The organism is Clostridium lacusfryxellense (assembly GCF_018861735.1).
Classification (GTDB): domain Bacteria; phylum Bacillota; class Clostridia; order Clostridiales; family Clostridiaceae; genus Clostridium_AD; species Clostridium_AD lacusfryxellense.
This window is the reverse complement of record NZ_JAHLEB010000055.1, coordinates 1-24,355: the sequence shown is the minus strand read 5'-3', so window position 1 is coordinate 24,355 and position 24,355 is coordinate 1. Positions and strand designations below refer to the sequence as shown.

General features: G+C 31.1%; 21 protein-coding genes. 17 read left to right on the top strand and 4 right to left on the bottom strand.

The features are described 5' to 3' along the window. Positions 1-276 precede the first annotated feature (276 nt). Entirely contained in the window at positions 277-690 is a 414-nt protein-coding gene (locus KPL55_RS21335; RefSeq protein WP_216308777.1) for a cupin domain-containing protein, read from the top strand. A gap of 108 nt (positions 691-798) precedes the next feature. Next, a complete protein-coding gene (locus tag KPL55_RS21330) occupies positions 799-1,014 on the top strand; it encodes a CsbD family protein (RefSeq protein ID WP_216308776.1) in 216 nt (71 codons plus the stop codon). An 82-nt stretch (positions 1,015-1,096) separates the two neighbouring features. On the opposite strand, the gene KPL55_RS21325 is transcribed toward KPL55_RS21330, so the two are convergent. Further along, on the bottom strand, positions 1,097-1,999 hold the full coding sequence (locus KPL55_RS21325) for an AraC family transcriptional regulator (RefSeq protein ID WP_216308775.1): 903 nt from the start codon (positions 1,997-1,999) through the stop codon (positions 1,097-1,099). A 109-nt stretch (positions 2,000-2,108) separates the two neighbouring features. Here KPL55_RS21325 and KPL55_RS21320 point away from each other — a divergent pair, with 109 nt between their 5' ends. The 5 genes from KPL55_RS21320 (at position 2,109) to KPL55_RS21300 (ending at position 9,371) form a co-directional block, all read left to right on the top strand. Then, a complete protein-coding gene (locus KPL55_RS21320; RefSeq protein WP_216308774.1) occupies positions 2,109-4,892 on the top strand; it encodes a glycoside hydrolase family 3 protein in 2,784 nt (927 codons plus the stop codon). A gap of 280 nt (positions 4,893-5,172) precedes the next feature. After that, the gene (gene rhaM, locus KPL55_RS21315; protein WP_216308773.1) at positions 5,173-5,487 is read left to right on the top strand and encodes an L-rhamnose mutarotase; all 315 of its coding nucleotides are present in this window, start codon (positions 5,173-5,175) and stop codon (positions 5,485-5,487) included. Between the two features lie 55 nt (positions 5,488-5,542). Next, complete coding sequence (gene rhaB, locus KPL55_RS21310) at positions 5,543-6,952, top strand: rhamnulokinase (protein ID WP_216308772.1); 1,410 nt, start codon at positions 5,543-5,545, stop codon at positions 6,950-6,952. 45 nt (positions 6,953-6,997) lie between these two features. Continuing rightward, positions 6,998-8,254: an L-rhamnose isomerase gene (gene rhaA, locus KPL55_RS21305; RefSeq protein ID WP_216308771.1), complete on the top strand. Its 1,257-nt coding sequence runs from the start codon at positions 6,998-7,000 to the stop codon at positions 8,252-8,254. Positions 8,255-8,372: 118 nt separating this feature from the next. Beyond that, positions 8,373-9,371 (top strand): AraC family transcriptional regulator, encoded by a 999-nt coding sequence (locus tag KPL55_RS21300; RefSeq protein WP_216308770.1) that lies wholly within the window; start codon positions 8,373-8,375, stop codon positions 9,369-9,371. A gap of 68 nt (positions 9,372-9,439) precedes the next feature. Here KPL55_RS21300 and KPL55_RS21295 read toward each other — a convergent pair whose 3' ends face one another. After that, positions 9,440-10,561 (bottom strand): glycoside hydrolase family 88/105 protein, encoded by a 1,122-nt coding sequence (locus tag KPL55_RS21295; RefSeq protein ID WP_216308769.1) that lies wholly within the window; start codon positions 10,559-10,561, stop codon positions 9,440-9,442. A gap of 313 nt (positions 10,562-10,874) precedes the next feature. On the opposite strand from KPL55_RS21295, the gene KPL55_RS21290 reads away from it, so the two are divergent. The 8 genes from KPL55_RS21290 to KPL55_RS21255 all read left to right on the top strand — a co-directional run bounded on the left by KPL55_RS21290 (position 10,875) and on the right by KPL55_RS21255 (position 19,192). Next, complete coding sequence (locus KPL55_RS21290; RefSeq protein ID WP_216308768.1) at positions 10,875-11,711, top strand: sugar phosphate isomerase/epimerase family protein; 837 nt, start codon at positions 10,875-10,877, stop codon at positions 11,709-11,711. Positions 11,712-12,010: 299 nt separating this feature from the next. Continuing rightward, the gene (locus tag KPL55_RS21285; protein ID WP_216308767.1) at positions 12,011-13,027 is read left to right on the top strand and encodes a TRAP transporter substrate-binding protein; all 1,017 of its coding nucleotides are present in this window, start codon (positions 12,011-12,013) and stop codon (positions 13,025-13,027) included. 44 nt (positions 13,028-13,071) lie between these two features. Beyond that, positions 13,072-13,560 carry a TRAP transporter small permease gene (locus KPL55_RS21280; protein WP_312887361.1) on the top strand — a complete coding sequence of 163 codons (489 nt, stop codon included), beginning with the start codon at positions 13,072-13,074 and terminating at the stop codon, positions 13,558-13,560. A gap of 20 nt (positions 13,561-13,580) precedes the next feature. Then, the gene (locus KPL55_RS21275; RefSeq protein WP_216308766.1) at positions 13,581-14,888 is read left to right on the top strand and encodes a TRAP transporter large permease; all 1,308 of its coding nucleotides are present in this window, start codon (positions 13,581-13,583) and stop codon (positions 14,886-14,888) included. Positions 14,889-15,076: 188 nt separating this feature from the next. Next, positions 15,077-15,835: a DeoR/GlpR family DNA-binding transcription regulator gene (locus tag KPL55_RS21270; RefSeq protein ID WP_216308765.1), complete on the top strand. Its 759-nt coding sequence runs from the start codon at positions 15,077-15,079 to the stop codon at positions 15,833-15,835. 276 nt (positions 15,836-16,111) lie between these two features. Then, a complete protein-coding gene (gene rhaD / locus KPL55_RS21265) occupies positions 16,112-16,930 on the top strand; it encodes a rhamnulose-1-phosphate aldolase (protein ID WP_216308785.1) in 819 nt (272 codons plus the stop codon). Positions 16,931-16,971: 41 nt separating this feature from the next. Next, positions 16,972-18,126 carry a lactaldehyde reductase gene (fucO, locus tag KPL55_RS21260; protein ID WP_216308764.1) on the top strand — a complete coding sequence of 385 codons (1,155 nt, stop codon included), beginning with the start codon at positions 16,972-16,974 and terminating at the stop codon, positions 18,124-18,126. Between the two features lie 133 nt (positions 18,127-18,259). Continuing rightward, positions 18,260-19,192 (top strand): DMT family transporter, encoded by a 933-nt coding sequence (locus tag KPL55_RS21255; protein WP_216308763.1) that lies wholly within the window; start codon positions 18,260-18,262, stop codon positions 19,190-19,192. A 7-nt stretch (positions 19,193-19,199) separates the two neighbouring features. Here the strand turns inward: KPL55_RS21255 and KPL55_RS21250 are convergent, their stop codons facing one another. After that, complete coding sequence (locus KPL55_RS21250) at positions 19,200-19,973, bottom strand: response regulator transcription factor (protein WP_216308762.1); 774 nt, start codon at positions 19,971-19,973, stop codon at positions 19,200-19,202. Between the two features lie 20 nt (positions 19,974-19,993). Further along, a complete protein-coding gene (locus tag KPL55_RS21245; protein ID WP_216308761.1) occupies positions 19,994-21,829 on the bottom strand; it encodes a sensor histidine kinase in 1,836 nt (611 codons plus the stop codon). 192 nt (positions 21,830-22,021) lie between these two features. On the opposite strand from KPL55_RS21245, the gene KPL55_RS21240 reads away from it, so the two are divergent. Both KPL55_RS21240 and KPL55_RS21235 read left to right on the top strand, forming a co-directional pair. After that, entirely contained in the window at positions 22,022-23,338 is a 1,317-nt protein-coding gene (locus tag KPL55_RS21240) for an ABC transporter substrate-binding protein (protein ID WP_216308760.1), read from the top strand. Between the two features lie 53 nt (positions 23,339-23,391). Next, entirely contained in the window at positions 23,392-24,261 is an 870-nt protein-coding gene (locus KPL55_RS21235) for a carbohydrate ABC transporter permease (RefSeq protein ID WP_216308759.1), read from the top strand. Positions 24,262-24,355: the final 94 nt, after the last annotated feature.

Sequence of the window (24,355 nt, the reverse complement as noted above, 5' to 3'; positions counted from 1 at the left end):
AAACTAAAAATTTTTATACTTATTATCTAATATACTATATTTTTTATTAGGTGTAAACAGGGTAAACATGGCATGTACATAAGTTAAAGTATTTTATTTAGTATAGTATATTCGGAATTAATAAATGGCTGATACTTTTTAAAAAGTATTTGTGTTTATTTTAGTAACCTTTAGGGAAATCACTTAAACACTATAAAACAAAAAGTGCATAAGATTAAAAAAGGGGATATAATGAAGTTAATTAAAGAAAACATATTAAATTAAGAGGTGAACAGGATGAAGAAAATAGAAGTTATAAGTGGGGATAGTATACAAGATTCTCTTGCTACTTCAAATAGGCAGTATTTAGTTGGAAATCTGAGCATCCCACAAGAATTAGATTATTTGAGAGATGACAATGTAGAGGTAGGTATTACTGAATATAAAGAAGATACAATTGAAAAACCACATTATCATACAACAACCACAGAATATGTTTATGTAGTAGAAGGAGAAACTAAATATATTGATGTAAATTCAAAAGAAGAAACTATTGTAAAAAAAGGAGACTTCTTTTTAATTCGCACGGGAATTACCTACGCGCAAAAATCAAAGGCAGGGCTTAAATTATTGTTTTTCAAATGTCCGTCAGGTAATGATAAAGTTAGCGTTAAATATGGAGAAAGTTTGGAAGAATGGTATAATTATTAATAGTAATTATGTTTTATACACATACTATGATATAGTTGATTTAAGTTAATGTATTAATAAATATAGAAAATAAGAATGCATTAGCATAAAATTAGTGGAGGTGTACAAATGTCGAATTTAAAAGACAAATTTGAAAGTACTAAGGATAAAGTTATTGGAAAAACTAAAGAGAATGTTGGAAAGGCCACTGGTAGCGAAGAAACCGAACTTAATGGCAAGGTTCAGTCGCAAAAGGGAGAGTTAAAGGAGAAGTTTGGTGAAATCAAGGAGAAAATATCAAAAAAAATAAATGACGCTATTGATGGAAATAAAGAGGATAAATAAAATCTAAAGATAGAAAAGTTGATTAAAAATACTATAATTAAGCGACCCTCGGTAGGATACTTTACTTACCAAGGGTTGCTTTTTATTTTGCTTCGACCATAATGATAAATTCTTTTTGAAATTGTTTTGGGGAAATATTCTTATAGGATTTAAAAAGTTTGATAAAATAACTGGTAGTGCTAAAGCCTACTGCATAAGAAACTTCTGTGATATTCATAGCTGTAGAAACCAGTAGTTTTTCGGCCTGGGAAATACGTATATAATTAACGTACTTATTAAAATTCATTCCCATATGTTCGTTAAAAGTTCTGGAAAAATAACTGGAACTCATATTACAAAGTGACGCCATGTTGGTGGCTTTTATTTCCTCATTGAAATGGTCTAGAACATAATCAAATGAAGGTTGTAAACGCTTGATAAAGGCTATATCTGTAAGGGTGGATTGCATAAAGCCGGTGCTGGTTTTATGGAAATACCTTAAAATCCATAAAAAAATTCTGCCAATATGGTTCTGTACTGCTAACTCATAACCGAAGGTCTCTAATTGAAATTCATTAGAAATTTCATAGAGAAGATCCGGAATAAAGGTGGCCCCAATAATCTCTTTTTTCATTACTTTTTGATGATTCGAAGTTTCTAAAATGAATGGAAGTACATATTTTAAATGTAAATGGTTATGAAACATATTGCTGTAAATAACTTCTGGTTCAAAACGAAGAACAATGTATTGCCCGCCCTCTTCTGAGCAAGAGTTAATCTGGTGCACTTCTTTTGAATTTATTAAAACTAAATCACCTTTTGTAAACTTGTGTAATTTCCCGTTTAAGATTACTTCATATTTGCCGGAAATACCATATAATATTTCAATATAATTATGATAGTGAGCAGGCCAAACATTGCCGGACTTAACTACATGTTCAATGTGGCACAGATAGTTACACAAAAATCCGTTTTTTAATTCTTTCATCTCTTCTACATACTTCATTTTAACTCCTCATAGGACAAAATATTTGCATTTTATGATATAAATATTATATCATAATTTTTTTATATACCATATAATAATCTTATTATATAAGTTGGAGGTAAGAGGGATGAAGATAGGTAAAATAGGTACTCCACTAAAAGGTTTTGCTGAGTTTAGCAGAATAGTAGCTGCGCAGGGTGCTGTGTTATTAATAAATGAAGAACAAAATCTTCCTATTAGGGAAAGGGAAATCGTTTCTATTTTTGGAAGAACTCAAATTAATTATTATAGAAGTGGAACGGGCTCAGGAGGTAGTGTAAATGTTGAATACACGACCAATCTTCTTGAAGGTCTTCGAAACAAGAAAAAAATACAAGTCAATGAAGAGTTAGCAATTATATATGAAAAATGGGCTGAAGAAAATCCATTTGACAATGGTGGAGGTGGCTGGGCTGCTGAGCCATGGCATCAAAAAGAAATGCCTCTAACAGATGAATTAGTATCAAAAGCAAGTCATAAATCCAGTAAGGCAATAGTTGTTATCGGACGTACTGCTGGAGAAGATCAGGATAATTCAGATGCAGAGGGAAGTTATCAATTAACAACACAAGAGAAAGAAATGATTAATGTAGTAAGTAAACACTTTAAAAATGTAGTGGTTGTACTGAATGTATCCAATATTATTGATATGACTTGGATAGATTATAGTTATCTAAATCCTATTAAAAGTGTTATATATGTATGGCAAGGGGGAATGGAAGGTGCTAATGCTGCTGCGGATGTTCTAGTAGGGGATGTTGTGCCAAGCGGAAAGCTTACAGATACCATTGCTTATTCCATTAATGATTACCCATCAACAATTAATTATGGTGGTGAGCTTAAGAACTACTATCAGGAGGATATTTATGTAGGCTACCGTTATTTTGAGACTTTTTGCCCTCAAAAGGTTAAGTTTGAGTTTGGTTTTGGTTTATCTTATACTGAGTTTGCGATAAAGCCTGTAGAGGGAAGAATTGTTATAAAGGATAGCAAGGAATATTTTGAAGTGGAAGTCATCGTGAAAAATATTGGAACAAAATATTCAGGTAAAGAAGTGGTTCAAGTTTATTATGAAGCTCCACAAGGCAAGTTAGGTAAGGCAGTAAGAGTACTAGGAGCATTTAGCAAAACTAAATTATTGCAGCCAGGAGAAACGGAGTGTATTACATTGAGTGTACCGATTAATAGCATGGCATCCTATGATGATAGTGGTGTTTCAGGGCATAATTCGTGTTATGTGCTAGAAAGTGGAGAATACAATTTTTACGTAGGAAACAGTGTAAAGAAGGTCGAAAGAGTTTTTGCACACGGAAAAAATGGTTACTTAGTGGAAACACTCAAGGTAATAAAGCAATTGGAGCAAGCTCTGGCACCAACGCAAGACTTTACTAGAATGAAGCCAGGTATGCAAAATAAAAATGGATCTTATGAAATAACTTATGTAGAAGTACCAAAACAAAAAGAAACACTCGCCAAGCGGATTGAGAAAAATCTCCCAGTACAGCTACCAGGCACTGGAGATCAAGGATATAAATTAAGAGATGTTTATGATAAAAAAGTGAGTATGGAAACATTTATTGCTCAATTAACAGATGATCAACTTTCAACAATTGTTAGAGGAGAAGGAATGAGTAGCCCGCTTGTTACAACTGGAACAGCTTCGGCTTTTGGTGGTGTAAGTGATGCTCTATTTAATTATGGAATTCCTGTTGCCTGCACAGCAGACGGTCCTTCGGGTATTCGTATGGAGGCTGGACTAAAGGCTACGCAACTTCCAATTGGAACACTACTTGCAGCAACTTGGGATGTAAATCTCGTGGAAGAACTTTATGTAATGGAAGGCCAGGAATTATTAAGTAATAACATAGATACTCTTCTGGGACCAGGGTTAAATATCAGACGTAGTCCATTAAACGGCCGTAACTTTGAATACTTTTCAGAAGACCCATTTATAACAGGTAGTTTTGCAACGGCACAAACTCGCGGCATTACGAAGGGCGGCTCTAATGCTACTTTGAAACATTTTGCTTGTAACAATCAGGAGAGAGCGCGTTCCTTCGTTGACTCAATTGTTTCTGAACGTGCCGCTCGAGAAATCTACTTAAAGGGATTTGAAATGGCAGTTAAACAAGGGGGTGCAAATTCAATTATGACGGCCTATAATCCTATTAATGGTCACTGGACTGCTTCCAATTATGATTTAAATACCACAATTCTCAGAAATGAATGGGGATTTAAAGGGATAGTTATGACGGACTGGTGGGCAAAGATGAATGATGTAGTAGAAGGCGGCACGGGGGAACGGACGAACACAGGCGCTATGGTTCGCGCGCAAAATGATTTATATATGGTAGTAAATAATTATGGAGCAGAGATTAATTCTTCAGATGACAATATAGTGGAGTGTTTAGAAAATGGTTCTTTATCGCGGGGTGAATTACAACGCTCTGCCATGAATATTTGTGGTTTCTTAATGAATGCACCGGTATTCCGTAGAAAGCAAGAGTTTGGAGAGTTTGTAGAAAAATTTGAAGCAAGTACTGATATTTTGCCAGAAAAAGCAGTAGAGTTGACTGAAGTTGTTTTGATTAACCCTTCAGCAGCAGGAAGTACCTATTTAAAAGTGGCAAAGGCAGGCATATATCGTATTATTGCAAACATTAAGTCTCCTGGAAGTTTCTTAGCTCAAACAGCTTGTAATATTATATTAAACGGCAAAATGGCAGCAATCATTCAAACTAATGGTACAGATAATGAATTGGTTAGATATAAGCTTGTAAAAATTGAACTTGAAGAAGGAATATATGAACTTAAAATTGAAGTTACAAAGCCTGGAATACAGATTGATTGGATAGAATTCAAACAGGTTTAAACTTAAGATTCACAATAGTGTTTTATATACAAAAGGATATGCTAGTTTTTTTAAATAGGACGTATGAATAATTAAGATTATTCGTACGTCCTATATTAATTATATAAAAAACTGTTTTTGACAGTTAACAACACTTTTAAGGTTAATGAATAGTTAGGTGTTAGTGGCTATACTATATGTAGATATGAATGAATTTTTATTTAACATTTGTAAACGTATAATAAAGTTTTATATAAAAGGTATAATATTAATTTAACTATACAAAAGGGAGGAATTTTAGATGATTCGTAAATGTATTATTATGAAAGTATTTAGTGGATTTCACGCTGAATATAAAAAACGTCATGATGAAATTTGGCCTGAAATGGTGGAGATGTTACATGTTTATGGTGCAAAAAATTATTCTATATTTTTGGATGCACAGACAAATAGTCTAATTGCATATTTAGAAATTGAAAATGAGGAAGTTTGGAGTAAAAGTAGTGAAACAGATATATGCCAAAAATGGTGGAAGTATATGAAGGATGTTATGGAAACAAATGAGGATAATAGTCCAATTTCAATTGAGTTAAGAGAATTATTCCATTTAGAATAAAGTAAGTGATTAATAAAATATAAAAAATGTATTTGCAAAAGATAGGAGGCATGTTATGGAATACTATCTAGCCATTGATATAGGGGCTTCTAGCGGAAGACATATACTAGGCTCAGTAGAAAATGGGAAATTAAAATTAGAAGAGATTTATAGATTTGAAAATGGTATTAGTAAAATTAATGATGAATTTTGTTGGGATATTGATAAATTATTTGAGAGTGTAAAGATAGGAATTAAAAAGTGCGTTGAGCTGGGGAAAATTCCGAGGAGTGTAGGAATAGATACTTGGGCAGTAGATTTTGTGTTACTAGATGAAAATGATAAATTGCTGGGTAATGCTGTTTCTTATAGAGATGATAGAACTGAAGGAATGATGGAAGAAGTTTTTGAAATTATACCTAAAGATATGATGTATCTATATACGGGTATTGCGTTTCAAAGATTTAATACAATATATCAGTTGCTATCAATAAAGAAAAATAAACCTGAAATTTTAGAAAAAGCGAAGACATTTTTAATGATTCCTGATTATCTTAATTTCCTTCTTACAGGGAAAAAGGTCAATGAGTATACTAATGCATCAACAACACAACTCGTAAATTCATTTGATAGAACTTGGGACCCGAAAATCTTAGATGATTTAGGGATTAAACAAGACATATTTCAGGAAATAAAATTACCTAAAACTAGACTTGGAACATTAAGGGCCGAACTTGCAATTGAATTTGGATTTGATATGGAGGTTATACTTCCAGCAACTCATGATACTGGTTCAGCATTTATATCATCAGTATGTAATGATAGTGATAGCATTTATTTAAGCTCAGGAACATGGTCATTAATTGGACTTGAAAATAGATTTCCACTATGCGTACCGCAAACTATGGAATATAATTTTACCAATGAAGGTGGAATAGATTATAGATATAGGTTCCTTAAAAATATTATGGGACTTTGGGTAATTCAAGAGGTTTCAAGAAATCTAGATAATAAATATTCTTTTTCAGAACTTGTAGATTTGGCAAGAGAAAAAGCAAGCTTTACTTCAGTAGTAGATGTTAATGACGATAGATTTTTAAAACCAGAAAATATGATAATGGAAATAAAAAATTATTGTTTGGAAACTAATCAAAAAGTTCCTGAGGAAGTTGGAGAAATAGCAATGTGCGTATATAATAGTTTAGCTCATTGTTATCAAAATGCTGTCCTAAACATTGAAGAAATATTTGAAAAGAAGTTCGAGAGAATAAATATTTTTGGTGGAGGATGCCAAAATAATTTTTTAAATGAATTGGTTGCAAATGTTACAGGTAAAGAAGTATTAGCTGGTCCAATTGAAGCTACTGCAATAGGTAATATTGTGGCTCAACTTCTAAGCTATAATATTTATAAAGATCTAGGAGAAGCAAGAAGTTCTATCAAAGAATCATTTAATATTATTACATTTAAACCTGGCGATGTTTAAACATCTAAAATTTAAGAATACCAATTATAAGGGAGGCAATTATTAATGAATATTAAAGAAAAATATGAAATGTCTAAACAAGAGTACGAGAAATGGGGATTAAACGTAGATAAGATTTTAGAAGAACTTAATAAAGTTAAAATATCAATTCACTGTTGGCAAGGGGATGACGTAACTGGTTTTGAAACTAGTCAGAGTGCATTGTCAGGCGGCATTGCTGCAACTGGTAATTACCCAGGAAAAGCAAGAAACGGAGAAGAACTAAGGAAAGATTTAGATAAAGCATTAACTTTAATTCCAGGAAAACATAAGATTAATCTTCATGCTATCTATGCTGAAACTGATGGAGAAGTAGTTGAAAGAGATGAGTTAAAACCAGAGCATTTTAAGAAATGGGTAGATTGGGCAAAGAAAAACGGGTTAGGTCTTGATTTTAATCCAACGATTTTTTCACATCCTAAAGCTTCAGAGGGATTAACGTTATCAAGTCCTGATAAAGAAATAAGAGACTTTTGGATAAGACATTGCAAGGCATCGAGAAAAATCGGAGAATATTTCGGCCGCGAACTTGGACAAACTTGTTTAACTAATATTTGGATTCCAGATGGATACAAAGATGTTCCAAGTGATAGAATGGGACCTAGAAAAAGACTTAAAGAATCATTAGATGAAATACTTACACAAAAAATTGATAAAAAATACAATCTTGATTGTGTTGAATCAAAGGTATTTGGCCTAGGAGCAGAAGCTTATACTGTTGGTTCAAGTGAATTTTATATAAGTTATGCAGCTAGAAACGACATAATGTCATTAATGGATACAGGACATTATCATCCAACAGAGGTTGTTTCAGATAAGCTCTCAGCAATGTTATTATTTAATGATAAAGTAGCACTACATGTAAGTAGACCAGTAAGGTGGGATTCAGATCACGTAATACTTTTGGATGATGAGATTAAAGAACTTGCTAAAGAAATTGTAAGAAATGATGCGTTAGATAGAGTTATTATTGGACTTGATTTCTTTGATGCAAGCATAAATAGAATAGCAGCATGGACAATAGGAACAAGAAATATGATAAAGGCGTTACTTAGTGCAATGCTCACACCTAATGAGAAATTAAAAGAATTACAAGATGAAGGAAACTTTACAGAAAGATTAGCGTTAATGGAAGAGTTTAAGACTTATCCAATGGGTGACATTTGGAATTACTATTGTGAAAAGAATAATGTTCCAGTAGCAGAAAAATGGCTTGATGATGTAAAAGATTATGAAAAAAGTGAATTAAATAAAAGAATTTAAAGAATAAGCCAGATTATTTAATCTGGCTTATTCTTATTTGTTTTGATTTTTTCTGTAAGCCTTAAAAATCATGGTATACTAAATATATGATTACAAAATAAAAAGTGATGGTGATTATATGGATATTATAGAGCTAGACGAAAAATTAAAACAATTAAATGATATAGAAAAGAAAATCTATAGTTTATATAATTCGGATTTTAATACTAATATAAATATTGAACTTAAGGAGCATTTCTCTAGCATTGTTAAAAATGATTTATGGGTGATTAACAATAAAAAATTGATGAATGAATCAGAAGTTATTTCTATTCACAAACATGATCGATTTATAAAATTTGATAAACATAAACATGATTATTTAGAAATGATGTTTGTGTATTCAGGTGAAATTAGACAAGAGATCGAAGGTCAAAAACTAGTAATACAAAAAGGCGAAATCCTATTACTAGATATGAATGTTGAACATAGTATAGAGATGGCAGGTAAATCTGATATTGCCATTAATGTATTGATAAAAAAAGAATTTTTTGATTGGGTTTTTATGAGCCAAATAGCGGATAATGATTTAATATCTAATTTTATAGTTGAAGCAATCTATGGTAAAAATAAATTTAAGCAATATATCCATTTTAAAACATCAGAAAATGATAAGGTTTGTAATTTTATGTTGCAAATACTTATGGAATATTATGATAAAAAAAATGGAATGGAGACTGCTATACGCGCTTATATAATGTTATTATTTAATGAATTATTAAGGGATTATAAAAAATATCTATCTAGTGAAATAGTTTCTAAAATTGATTCTACAATATCTACAGAAATTTTAAGTTATATTAATAGTCACTACAAAGATATAACACTTAAGGGTATGGCAGAGCACTTTAGTTATAATCCAGATTATATAAGCAAATTAGTTAAGAAAACAATAGGAAAAACAATAACAGAATTAATAAAAGAAAAGAGAATAAAACAAGCAGAATATCTGCTGCTTAATACGAAGATGCCAGTGATTGATGTTATAACAGAGATTGGATATTCTAATGTAAGTTATTTTTACAGGCAATTTAAAGAGCAGGTAGGGACTACTCCTGATGAATACAGAAGAAAATAAAAGTAAGCCGGATTATATTAATCTGACTTACTTTTATTTTTGCTTAAATATAGTTTATTATCTATGTTTTAAATATGATTAAGAAATTCCACAAGCGCCATTATAGTTAACGATTGTCCATAAGCCATTGGAGCTATAATTATATTTTTATAATGATCAACATTGTATCCCATTCCAGTACCGCCTGAGACATTAGCCACAGTACCATCTTTTCCTATGTTATTGCATAACGCCTGTATAGCCTTACTTGCAGGAATTTTAAATGAGTCATCTAATATTCCTAGTCTAATTCCAGTTAAAATACCGCATACAATAGCAGCAGATCCAGAAACTTCTTCATAACTAGTAGTATCATCTATAACTGTATGCCATAAACCAGACTCTGCTTGATATTTCACTAAGGTATTTACCTGAGCCTTAAAAGTATCAATTAAAAATCTCTTGATTCCAGGATTCATTGTGCCGTTAAACTCTTCTATATAGTCTAATATTCCAAATGTAAACCATGAATTACCTCTACACCAAAATACTTCACCGAAATTACTATTTTCATTAAAACTCCACCCGTGATAGAATAGACCAGATTTCTTATCATATAAATATTTTATATGAACTAGTATTTGATTAATTGATTCATCAATCCAATCTTTTCTGTCATATTTTTGACCCATTTTATTCAAAAATAAGACAGTCATAAATATAGTATCTATCCACATTTCGCTTTCATTTAACCTTACGGCTTGTCTATCGCCATTTGCGCTAGTTACATGCTGAAAAGCGCCTTCTTTAGTTCTTGGAAGACAATTCATAAGCCAATCAGCCCATTTTAAGCAAAGAGATTCATACTCAGGATTTGTTATAACTTCGCATAAATTTGCTAAAGTGAGCATTGGGGCTGTAGTATTGATGTTCTTAGAGGGTAATCCAGTTTCTATATTAGTTTTATACCAAGTAGTTAAAAAATCTAAGTATTTGTCGCTTTTATCATGTTTATCGAGTTTGAGCAATCCATATAAACCTACACCTTGTGGCCAGTCCCATTCTTGAATTCCAAAATCTCTAGGAAACATTCCGATGGCTTCACCGCCTTCAGTAGGTATTGTTTCTTTAACTTTCGGAGAATCTAGGTTAATAAGTTTATCAACAACTAAATCGAGTTTAATACGTATCGTTTTTTCTGTTAATTTCATAATAACACCTCGTAATTTTTATTATTAGTAGTATTTCCTAATTATTATTTGTAACCCAGATGGGAAAGTGCCTATGCTAAGCAGCAAATTAACCGATTACAGATAAAGAAGATTATCTTGTTAATTCAAATTATACAGTACAAAACAAAATAAATCTATATACAAACCAAAAAAACAAAGAAAAATATATAAAGTAATCATAAAACAACAATAAAAACCAATCTACATGTTGAATTTTACATAGACTAAGTATATGATTTATTTATAATAAAATTTATGTATAATAAAATTTAAATTAGAGGAGAATGAGATTATGAGAATTGGAGTTAGGGGTCATGATATTGGACATTATAAATTAGATAAGCTTGCAGAAATAATGGAGGGTAAAAACCTTAAGAGCATTCAATTTGTAATGAAGAAAGTAATTACTGAATTTAAAGTTGAGAGCGGAAGTATGACACCAGGAATGGCTGAGTATATCAAAAGAACTTTAAATAAACACGATATAAATATAAGTATACTTGGATGCTACATAAATTTAGCCAACACTGATGATGATGAACTTAATATGTTACTTGATACATTTAAAGAACATATACGTTTTGCAAAATATTTGGGATGTAATGTGGTTGGAACTGAAACTGGAGCTCTTAATAGGGAGTATGTTTATACTGATAAAAATAATACAGAAGAAGCATTTCAAAGGTCTTTAAATTCAATAAAAATACTTGTAGCTGAAGCTGAAAAATTTGGAGTTATTGTTGGAATAGAAGGAGTTACAAAACATGTAATGAACACTCCAGAAAGGATTAAGAGAGTATTAGATAATGTTAAATCTAATAATTTACAAGTTATATTTGATCCTATTAATTTTATAGATGAAAGCAACTATGATAAACAAGATGAGATAATAAAAAAATCATTTGAGCTATTTGGTAATAGAATAGTTATGATTCATGCAAAAGACTTTATTTATGAGGATGGGAAAGTGAAACAAGTTTCAATTGGTGAAGGGCAGTTTAATTATCCATTATTATTGTCTCTAATAAAAGAAAAAAAACCATATATAGATATAATACTTGAAGACACAGTTCCTAAAGATTTGGACTCGAGTATTAAGTATATAGAGGAATTATATAAAAAAATATAAGTTAAAATCCATAATTATAAAAATAAACAAATAATTTAAAAAGATAAGAAGGCATGTAGAAACATAAATCTACATGCCTTCTTATTTTATCATCCAAACAAGATGCCATTAGATAAAACCAATAAATACAAGCAAAAAACAATCTAAAAGTAACAAGAAACAAACAAAACATGTTGACTTTATGTTGTAATTGAAGTAATCTATAAATACAAAAGTGTAAAGGGTTTTAAGTAACCGATAACAAAATTTAAAAATTAAGTGAGTTTAATTATATTTACATTAATAGAGGAGTGTATTTAATGAAAACGACAAAAAAGGTATTTTTAATTTTATTATGTTTAATGTTTGTTGGATCTATTTCAAGTATAATTTTTTCAAAAGTTAAAGCAGTTCAAGATGAAGAAGTTGTGTTAAGACTTGCTCATGGACAAGCTGAAAGCTCTTTGGTAGCTAAATCAGTAGATAAGTTAACGGGGAAGTTAGAAGCGAATAAAGAAATGAAAATGGGACTTAATATATATCCAAGCGGTGTTTTAGGTTCTGAGAAAGATATGATAGAACTTGTTAAAGCAGGAGTTTTGGATATGGCTAAAATAAGTGCAACGGCCCTTGGACAATTTGATGATTATTATTCGATATTTGCATTACCTTACGTATTTACAGGAGTAGATCATTATTATAATTCAATGGAAAACAGCGCAGCCGTAAAAGAAATTTTTAATATGGATAAAGATAGAGGATTTATGGCAATTGGATGGTATGCATCAGGAGCAAGAAATATTTATACAAAAGATAAAAATCCAGTAAAATCTCCAGCAGATTTAAAGGGCAAGAAACTCAGGGTTCAAGAAAGTTCTACATCAATGAAAATGATTGAACAAATGGGTGGTTCCCCTGTTCCTATGACAGGGAGTGAAACATATACAGCTCTCCAACAAAATGTTATTGATGGAGCAGAAAATACTGAACTTGCATTAACGGTAGATAAACATGGTGAACTTGTTTCTTCATATACATATACAGAACATCAATATTCACCAGATATATACATAATTAGTACAAATGCATGGAACAAATTACCAAAAACTCAACAAGATTTTTTAGTGAAATCACTTAAAGACTTGAATGAAGATTATAAAGAAGTTTATAAAGAAATGATTAAAGATGCTACAAAGGATGCAGAGGCTATGGGTGTTAAATTCTATACTATTGACAAGGCACCTTTTATAGAAGCTGTACAACCTATGCATAAAGCATTCAAAGCAAAGGGCGGAAACTATTCAAAATTCTATGATGATATTCAAAAATATAAATAAGTACAAATAACGCGTGCATAGTAAAAATTAAGGAGTGAACTTAAGTGAAAAAAATAATTGATAAAATATTGAACTGCGCAATTGTATGTTTACTTGGAATCATGGTTTTAGTATGTTGTTGGCAAGTAATCACTAGATATGCATTAGGAGATCCTAGCAAGGTTACAGAAGAATTTTTAAGATATTCTTTAATATGGCTTACAATGCTGGGATGTCCATATGCATATGGACTAAACAAACATTTAGCTATAAATTTTATTGTTAAAAATTATACTAAAAACGAACAATCATACTTTAATATATTTGTTGAAAGTATGGTACTACTCTTTTCAATATCAGTACTTATTGGCGGTGGGATTTTAGTATGTATTAACTCACTTGGGCAGACATCGCCCGCCCTCCACATGCCAACGGTATTCCTATATCTATGTTTGCCAATAAATGGAGTGTTAATGGTGTATTATTCAATACTTAAATTAAAAGATAATTTGGGAAAAATGAAATCAGAGAAACTTAGAAAAATTAGTCTATAAATAAAAGGAGAGAGCCATAAATGGAATTACAAGCAGGATTATTACTTATAACAATATTCTTTGTACTACTCGTGACAAGTGTACCTATTTCAATTAGTATAGTTTTATCAGCCCTGGGTACCATGGTGTTTTTTTTAACACCAAAGTTTGGTATTCTCATTGCAGCCCAAAAATTAGCGACTGGAATGGATAGTTTTACACTTATAGCAGTGCCATTCTTTATTTTAGCAGGAGCATTTATGGGGAATGGTGGAATTGCAAAAAGATTAGTTGATTTCGGTTTAGCTCTACTTGGTAAAATACCAGGATCCCTTGCACATACCAATATAGCAGGTAATGCAATGTTTGGTTCTATTTCAGGATCTGGAATTGCGGCTGCTGCTGCAATCGGAGGAGTTATGGGACCGTTAGAAAAAGAAGCAGGTTATGATGAAGGATTCTCAGCAGCGGTTAACGTAGCTACTGCCCCAGTAGGTCAGCTTATACCTCCAACAGCAGCGTTTATAATATATTCACTAGCAAGTGGCGGAGCTTCAGTTGGTGTATTATTTATGGCTGGTTGGATTCCGGGATTATTGTGGTGTTTTCTTTGTATGATACTGGCGTATTTTATAGCAAAGAAAAACAAGTATGAAATAGTAGACGCAAAATTTGATTTAAAAGTTATAGGAAAGGCTTTTATAGCTGCGGTTCCAAGTTTATTTTTAATTGTTATTGTAATTGGTGGGATTGTAAAAGGCCTGTTTACCCCTACAGAAGCATCAGGTATTGCAGTTGCATATACATTCATTTTATCAGTTATAGTTTACAAGAGCATAAAATTATCTGAAATACCAAAGATACTTAGTGAAGCGGCAGTAATGACAACAACAGTAATGCTTATTATAGGAGCATCATCAGTATTATCTTTTGTAATGTCATTTACTGGGCTACCAACAGCAATTAGTAATATAATATTGGGTATATCTGATAATAAGATTATATTATTACTAATAATAAATCTATTCTTATTAATAGTAGGAACATTTATGGATATGGCTCCAGCATTATTAATATTCACACCCATATTATTACCAATAGCAACGACTTTAGGTATGGATACTATACACTTTGGTGTTATGATAGTTATGAATCTTGCTGTAGGTACAATTACACCTCCAGTTGGAAATGTATTATTTGTTGGTTGCAGCGTTGCTAATTTAGAAATTGAAGATGTACTAAAAAAATTACTACCGTTCTATGGGGTAATAATTATAGCATTACTTATGGTAACATTTATACCACAATTGAGTTTATGGTTACCAACAGCATTAGGAATGCTTGATTAAACATCATTAAAATGAATGATTTTGCATCTAGGTAGCTTTTCAGAGTTTCAATTAATAGTGATTTGTATTGTGTTGTCTTTTTTAGTTTGGTATATTTAATTTAGAATAATATATTTATTAATGTAAATGTAGTTATATAGAATTATTAAAATTAAAATAAGCAAATAATTATATAAGGAGTAATGAGGATGTTACCTAGAGAAAGATTAGAAATTATAAAAAAAATAGCAATAGATGAAAAGAAGGTATATGTAGCAAAGTTAAGTGAAAAATTTAAAGTTACAGAAGAAACAATAAGGCGTGATTTAGAAAAATTAGAACTTCAAGGTCTAGTTACTAGGAGTTATGGTGGGGCAATATTGAATGCTGAAAAAACTAAAGAAGATGTGCCTTTTTATAAAAGATCACAGACTAATATAGAAGGCAAAAAATATATTGCATCTAGGGCAATAGAATTCATTAAAGATGGTAGTACAATAGTAGCAGATTGCAGTTCGACAGTGCTCGAAATATTGAAATCTATTAAAAATAGAAGTGATGTAACGGTTATAACAAACTCAGTTGAGGTATTACAAGAATTGAGTCAAGCAGAACTAAATATAATATCAACTGGTGGAGGAATAAAGCAGAGATCATTATCACTGCAAGGTCCTATAACACAAAGCACCATTCAAAAGTACAATGTAGATCTAGCACTTGTAAGCTGCAAAGGGATGGATATAGATAAAGGGATATTAGATGCAAATGAAGCAGAAGCAGAAATTAAAAGGACTATGATCAATCAGGCAAGTAGAGTAATGCTATTAATTGACCATAGTAAATTTGATAAGAAATCTTTTGTAAAACTATTTGACTATCAAAATATAGATTACATAATCACAGATCAGAAGCCAAGTGAAGAGTGGCTTGAATTATTAAATTCGTATAACATCGAAATTATATATTAGAAAAAGCGAAAGAGCTACCCAAAATATATTATGGTAGCTCTTTAACTTTAGTTTAATTTATTCGCATAATGTTGATTAATTTACTGTATACAAACAAAAACAAAATAAAACAAACAAAAACAACAAAAAAGCTTGTATTAGATAGTGAAATAATATATAATTCTATATGATAGCTAGTACGAAATAAAGATATAAATTAAATATAAATTATAAAATAATTATAGTCAAAAACTAAATTAAAATAGAAAGTAGGATATTAAAATGATGAATGAAGAAATGATGATAGAAGACATGAAATTTGTAAAAAACTTTAAGAAAATAACTAATGATGCGTGGTTTAAAGGTTGGCACGAAAGAAATGGTGGTAATTTAACTTACAGATTAACCGAAGATGAAGTATCAGCAGTTAAAGGTTTTATGAATGAAGATTCAGAGTTCACACCAATTGGCATAAATGTTAAGAACTTAGCTAATGAGTATTTTTTAGTAACTGGAAGTGGGAAGTTTATAAGAAATATGACAGTTTCACTTGAAGAAAATGCTGGAATAGCTAAAGTTGATGAAACAGGAGAAAACTATAAAATAGTTTGGGGACTAATAAATGGAGCAAAACCAACAAGTGAATTGACATCGCATTTAATGAGTCATTCAATAAAGAAAGAAAAAACAAATGGAGAATACAGGGTTATAATGCATTCACATACTACAAACACCATAGCTTTAACATTTGTTTTACCACTAGATGGAAAGGTGTTTACTAGAGAACTTTGGGAAATGGCAACAGAATGCCCAGTAGTGTTTCCAAGTGGAGTAGGCGTAGTTCCTTGGATGGTTCCAGGTGGAGCTGCAATTGCAAGAGAAACTGGTAAATTAATGAATGATCACGATGTTGTAATTTGGGCACATCATGGTATGTTCTGTGCTGGTGAAACTTTAGATTTAACTTTTGGACTTATGGATACGGTAGAGAAATCAGCTGAAATTTTAGTTAAGGTATTATCTATGGGTGGAAAGAAACAAACAATAACTTCTCAAAACTTTAGAGATTTAGGAAAAGCATTTAATGTTGACATTTCCGAAGACTATTTAGGTTAATAATATTTAAAAAAATATATTATAAAAGGGGACTAATTATTATGGCAAATCGAATGATTTTAAATGAGACAAGTTATATAGGAGCAGGGGCAATTTCTAATATTATTACAGAAGTTAAAATTAGAGGTTATAAAAAAGCATTAGTAGTAACTGATAAAGATTTAATAAAGTTTAATGTAGCTTGCAAGGTAACAGATCTATTAAAAGATAATAAGTTGAATTTTGAAATATTTGATAACGTAAAAGCTAATCCTACTATAAGTGTAGTAAAAAGTGGTTTAGAAAAGTTTAAAGAAACCGGCGCAGATTATTTAATAGCAATAGGTGGAGGATCATCTATTGATACTGCAAAAGCTATTGCAATAATTATAAATAATCCTGAATTTTCAGATGTAAGAAGTCTTGAAGGTGCAGTGATAACAAATAATAAATGTGTACCTATTATAGCAGTACCAACAACAGCAGGAACTGCAGCAGAAGTTACTATTAATTATGTTATTACGGATGAAGAAAGAAAACGTAAATTTGTATGTGTGGATCCTCATGATATTCCAGTTATAGCAATTGTTGATTCAGAGATGATGTCATCAATGCCAAAGGGATTAACAGCGGCAACTGGTATGGATGCATTAACTCATGCTATTGAAGGATACATTACAAAAGGTGCTTGGGAACTAACAGATACGCTTCACCTAAAAGCTATTGAAATTATATCACGTTCACTTAGAAGCGCAGTAGCGAATGACCCTAAGGGACGCGAAGACATGGCACTAGGACAATATGTTGCAGGAATGGGTTTTAGTAATGTAGGCCTTGGACTTGTTCATGGAATGGCACATCCACTTGGAGCTTTTTATGATACTCCACATGGTATTGCTAATGCAGTAATATTGCCATACGTAATGGAATATAATGCAGAATCTACAGGAGAAAAATACAGAGAAATCGCCCGTGTTATGGGAGTTTCTGGTGTTGATAACATGTCTCAAGATGAATATAGAAAATCAGCTATTGATGCTGTTAAAAAACTTTCGCAAGATGTTGAGATTCCAAAGGTGTTAAGTGAAATTGGAGTTCTCGAGGAAGATTTAGAAGCACTTTCACAGTCAGCTATGGCAGATGCTTGCACTCCAGGAAATCCAAGAGAAGCCACTCTTAAAGATATATTGGATGTATATAAAAAGGCTTTTAAATAAGTTTATATATAAAAGTTAGAAAGAGGTATAGCATTAATTTGTTATACCTCTTTATTTATAGTGTATTTTACTAAATTATATATTTATAATATAATTAGTATAGACGGAAAAGGTAGAGGGGATTTGAATTATTTTGAAAAATAAAAATATTTTCACAGACAAAAAAGTTGTTGCTATTATTGCAACATTTTGTTGCTTATTATGGGGAAGCGCATATCCAGCAATAAAAAATGGGTACATATTATTTAATATTTCCCCGAGTGATATACCATCAAAACTGGTATTTGCAGGATATAGGTTTTTTATAGCCGGTTTAGTTTTACTTGTTATTGCACAAAAGTATGGAAAGAATATAATGAATATTTCAAGGAAAAACATTCAAAATGTATTTTTGCTAGGAATTGTTCAAACAACAGTGCATTATATATTCTTTTATGTTGGAGTTGCGAATACTACAGGAGTTAAAAGTTCTATAATGAATTCTACAGTTGCATTTTTTAGTGTTATTTTAGCTCATTATATATATAAGAATGACAAGCTAAATATGCAGAAAGTAATTGGATGTTTTATAGGATTCATCGGAGTTATGATAGTTAATTTTAGTGTTGATTTATTGAATTTCTCTTTTAGTTTTAAGGGAGAGGGTTTTGTTATAATTGCCGCATTTATATTTTCTATAAGTTCTATTTATGCAAAAAAACTTACTAAAAGCATGGATGTAATGGTGATAACAGGGTACAGTCTTTTCATAGGTGGTACTTTGTTAACTCTACTTGGTGTTGTTTTAGGTGGTAGGGTTTATCATTTCACAATGGCATCATCAGTGCTCTTAATTTATATGGCATTATTATCATCAGCAGCATTCTCGTTATGGAATCTACTTTTAAAATATAATAAAGTAGGTCCAGTATCTGTTTATAATTTCTTTACACCGATATTTGGATCGATACTTTCAGCAATTTTTTTAGGAGAAACTATTTTTGAATTTAAAAATATGATTGCATTAGGATTAGTGTGTTTAGGAATATGGATGGTAAATAAACAAAAAAAACTAAAGAACATTTAAATGTTATTTAGTTTTCTTCTTCTTTTAAACTTCTATATTCGCTAGGATAATGATTTGTATGTTGTTTAAATGTTCTGCTAAAATAATATTGATCACTATAGCCTACGAGTTCACCTACCGTTTTAATATCTAAGTCTAGATTAGTAGTTAAAAGGCGTTTTGCTTCATTTATCCTAAGGTGAATTAAATATTTTAAAGGAGATTTACCAGTAGATTTTTTATAGATTCTACTTAAATAGTCTGATGAAAAATTTAAACTTTTAGCTATATCTTCAAGTGTTAAATCGTTTTTATAATTTGTGCGAATGTATAACTCAACAGTTTTTACAAGCTCATCAGGCTTTACATTTTGTGACTTTGAATTTGCAAGGGTTAAAAGTGAAGTTAAATTTGAATCTAACTTTAGTTTGATTTTAGTAAGTGATTCAGACAACTGCTCCGTGGTTACTGGTTTTAATAAATAGTCATTTACACCATATTGAATAGCTTGGCGTGCAAATTCAAATTCATTAAAGCCACTCAATATAATCACTTTAATACTAGGATAAGTAAAGTAAATATTTTTTATGAGTTCTAAACCATTCATTATAGGCATTCGGATGTCAGTAACAACAAGATGTGGTAATTCTGATTCAATTAGTGTCAATGCGCTTTGTCCATCCATAGCAGAACCAACAACATCAAATCCTAGATTTAGTGTTTGAATTTTTTTACTTATACTTCTTCGTATTAGCGCTTCATCTTCTACTACAATCACTTTGTAATTTTTTGCAAGTAACATATTAATTTACCTCCCTATTTTTAATCACTTATTAATCCACTTATTAATATAGTTGTTCCACCAAGGGGAAGATTGGTTATAGTAAAAACAGCATCATCCTTATACATTAATTTTAATCTTGTACATATATTTATTAAACCCATTCCACCGATATGCAAATCAGGTAAGTTTGCCGGTCTATGCATTAAATCTTTAAACCTATCAATTAAGATTGGATCGAAACCTAGCCCGCTATCGGTTATTTCTAAAAACCATTTTTCATTTTTTAAGTAACCATGTACTGATATATTCCATGGTGGCGTCGAGTTAAGTCCATGCTTTATTGAATTTTCAAGTATTGGTTGTATTAGCAGTTTAGGAACTATTATATCCATCATGTCATCTTCTACTATAATTTCGAATTTCAAATTATCCTCATAACGTATTTTCATACAATTCAAATATTTATTTGCAAATTCTATTTCGTTGCTTAACGCAACTCCATTTTTACTATCAGTTGAAATATATCTGAGCATATAGGATACATCATGACACATAGCAACGATCTCCTTATTCATCCCTTCTTCTGCCATAACACTTATGTTTGCCAAATTATTATAAAGAAAATGAGGGTTCATTTGTGACTGCATTGCAAGAAGTTTTGCATTCATTTCCTCTGATTTCGCAATTAGGAGCTGATTTAAAGAAATACTAAGTTTTTGATGCATGGCATTAAAAGTTCTATTTAGATGCTCTATTTCATTTAGTGTATTATTAGGCATTGGATATCCGTTTAAATTAGGTGATGTTAACACATCTATATCTATATTTTTTAATGCATGTCTTAGTTTTCTTAAGGGCACAGTTACCTTTCGTGATACGGCGTAAGACATTACTAGTATCATGAATATAATTATAATTGAAAGTAAAATAAAAGTACTTGTGAAGTTTATCAATGACGAAAAAATTACTTTTTGTGATTGAACTACAATAATTGACCAACCGGAATAATCAGAGATAGTGTAAGTCATTGCTTGTTTAGAACGTTCATTTGGGCTTTTTACATTATGTATAGTAAGTGCTTTAAGTTTTTGGCTTTTTATAATATTTTTGTAATATCTAGCAGTTGAATTATTTTTGTTATCATAAGGATAAATATATGAGTCATCTTCATTAAATACATATAATTCTAGGTTGCTGTCTGTTTTTTTTAATTCATTTAGATTTTTAAATACAGTTCCACAATCTTGGACTATTTCTATTACTCCTTGTTTATCAAAATTACTATCAGTATACGTTCTAGTGGTGGACATAAATTGATGGTTCTCAAATATATTAGAGTTTGCTGAGTCTAATAGTTTAATATGGGAGGGAATACCAATATATTTTGAACCATTTAGGCTTAGTGTTTTTTTATACCAAGGCATTTTATTAAGATCTACAGCAGACTCACCGTTGAACAATCCCGCACCTATCATGTTTCCATTAAAATCATATATATTAGCTTGGCTTACTGTTTGGAAAGGGCCCGAAATTGCCATTATTACATCAATAAGTGATCTAATGTTAGAATATTTTTGATTATACATTGATATAGTACTTTTAGCAGAGCCTGTCCGTAGTGAGAGAAAAGTCTGAAAATGATTTTTTATTAAATTTGAATAAAGTATATTCATTGAAATAGTATCCATTTTCTTAATTTCTTCATCTAGTGAATTAGAAATTGAGGTGCAAAGTTGTCCTTGTTGCCCTGCAACCTTCTGCGTTGTATAATTTGAAAAAAAAGTATAAAAAACAATTGCTATAGCAAACAAAATAATAATAAAAAAGGAAGAATAACTTATGAAAAGCTTTACTTGAAGAGTTTTAAATTTCATTTTGTTTGCTCCTAATATGTGATTATAGTTATCTAATATAGTTATTTATTAAGGAAAAGTACAAACAATACGACGGTTTTATCTATTTAATAAAAGCTAAAATGATAGTAATATAAATTTATAAATGGAAGTACTTTAGTTCTTCTAATTAAGTTTACACTATTTAAATTATTAATCAAGGGGGTATATGTAATGAAAATGAAAACGGTTTTAGCAGCTTGTATGATGATTATGTTAACTACATCTAGCTTTGTGGGTTGTGGTAAATCTAGTTCTAGTGAAAAAACTAGCGGAACTACCAGTAAAAACATCACGCTAACATTTGGTTCTCATCAATCAGGATTGCCAACTAGTGGTATTGTTCAGGAAATTGCAAAAGACTATGAAAAAGAAACAGGAGTTAAAATAGATTTCCAAATTTCACCTGATGCTCAGTGGAGAGATCTACTTAAAACAAAAATAGCGGGAGGGGAGGCACCAGATATATATTGTGCTGATGCAGACCCATTTAGTTTATACGATAGAATTAGACCAGATGTAAATGCTGTAGATCTTACAAATGAGGAATTTGTTAAACGGATGGATCCTAATGCATTACCATCATTTTCTTATAAAGATAAGGTATATGGTATATCATTTTCAGGTTACAAAGTGTATTGGTATTACTATAACAAAAAAATATTTAAGGATTTAGGACTTAAGGCTCCAACAAATTACCAAGAATTTAAAGATGTAGCTGCTAAAATAAAGGCTACAGGAGTAACACCAGTATATGAAGGCATGCAAAATGGATGGCATCAAGTTCTACCACTCTTTGAAACAGGTGGAAATTACATGGCAAAGGATCCTCAAATTTATGATAAATTAAATAACAACAAGGTTAATATAAAGGATGTTACAGGAATTAAAACAGTTCTTACACAACTTAAAGAATTTCAAACATTGGGATACTTTGGAAAGGACTTTATGAGTAATACTGTTGAAGGCGGAGAGAAAGCTTTTGCTGATGGAAAAGCTGCAATAGTACTTGATGGATTTGGATGGGAGCAGAACCTAGCTAAAGATTTTCCGGAAACTAAAGATAATGTAGGCGTATTTGTTCAACCTTGGGGAGATAACAAAGAACTTGGAATTAACCCTGCTAGTAATGCATATTTTGCAAATGCTAAGAGCAAAAATAAAGACGAAGCAGTTAAGTTCTTTAGGTATTTAGCTAAAGCTGAAGTTCTTCAGAAAAGACTTGATGGAGATCCTAATTCGTTACAAGTTTGTTGGCCAGAAATAAAAGCTAAATATCCTCAATCTTATACAGATTATATTGCTACACTTAAAAAAGCTACAGTAGTTCAAGTTGGAGTTAAATATGTAGATCCACAATGGATGGATGTTGGCAAGGACATAGCTGCTATGTATGCGGGTGCAATGACTCCTGATGACGTAATGAATAGTATTTCTAAGAGGCGTGATGACCAAGCCAAGCTTCAAAAGGATCCTGCTTGGGTAAAGTAAGCTATTTTATCTATTCTACAAATATTTAGTTATAATAGAAAGGATTGATTGTTATGGATAGAAATAAGACTTACCCCTGGTATTTTGCCTTGGGAGCATTGTTGTTATTCTTTATTCTATGCTTTATACCATCAGTAATTGGAGTATTTTATTCTTTTACTGATTGGAATAGCTTTAGTGATAGTGTAAATTTCGTAGGCCTTGATAATTTTAAAACAATATTTATTAGCGATAAGTCCTATCTAACCTTCATTGGGAACACTGTGTATTTTACAGTGTTCACCACTGCACTTAAAACAATTGTTGGGTTAATCTTTGCACTGCTTTTTACTCGTGGAATTAAATTTGCTAATTTTCATAGAATGGTAATATTTTCTCCGCAAGTGCTTTCTTACCTTATAGTGGGTCTAGTTTTTAAAGGAATGCTACACCCATCTACAGGTTTTTTAAACATTTTTTTAGATAAGATTGGACTAGATTTTCTTACAAATGATTGGCTTGGTAGTATAAAGTATGCTTTTCCGTCAGTTATGCTTGTTGATACATGGAAAGGTGTTGGGTACGGAATGGTGATATTTATAGCAGGTATTCAGGGAATACCAGAAAGCTATTACGAAGCTGCATCTCTTGATGGAGCGGGATTTCTTCAGAAAACGTTTAAGATTACATTACCATTATTAATGCCAACATTAATTATGACAACTGTACTTAATGTAACTTATGGATTAAGAGTTTTCGATATTATTTACGTATTAACTAATGGAGGTCCTGGATATGCAACTGATGTAATGAATACGGCTGTTTTCAAGGAGTTTTCTAGAGGTAATTATGCTGTGGGAACCGCTTTATCTACATTGCTTGCTGTATTTACTATGGCTATTTCATATTTCATCCTTAAAGCTCTTAATAAAAAGACCAGCTAGTTAAAGTCAACTATTTAATTTAAATTTATTTTAGTTATTTACATTAATTTTAGGCTCAGCAAATAGACCATTTCGAAACACGAATGATGGTAAA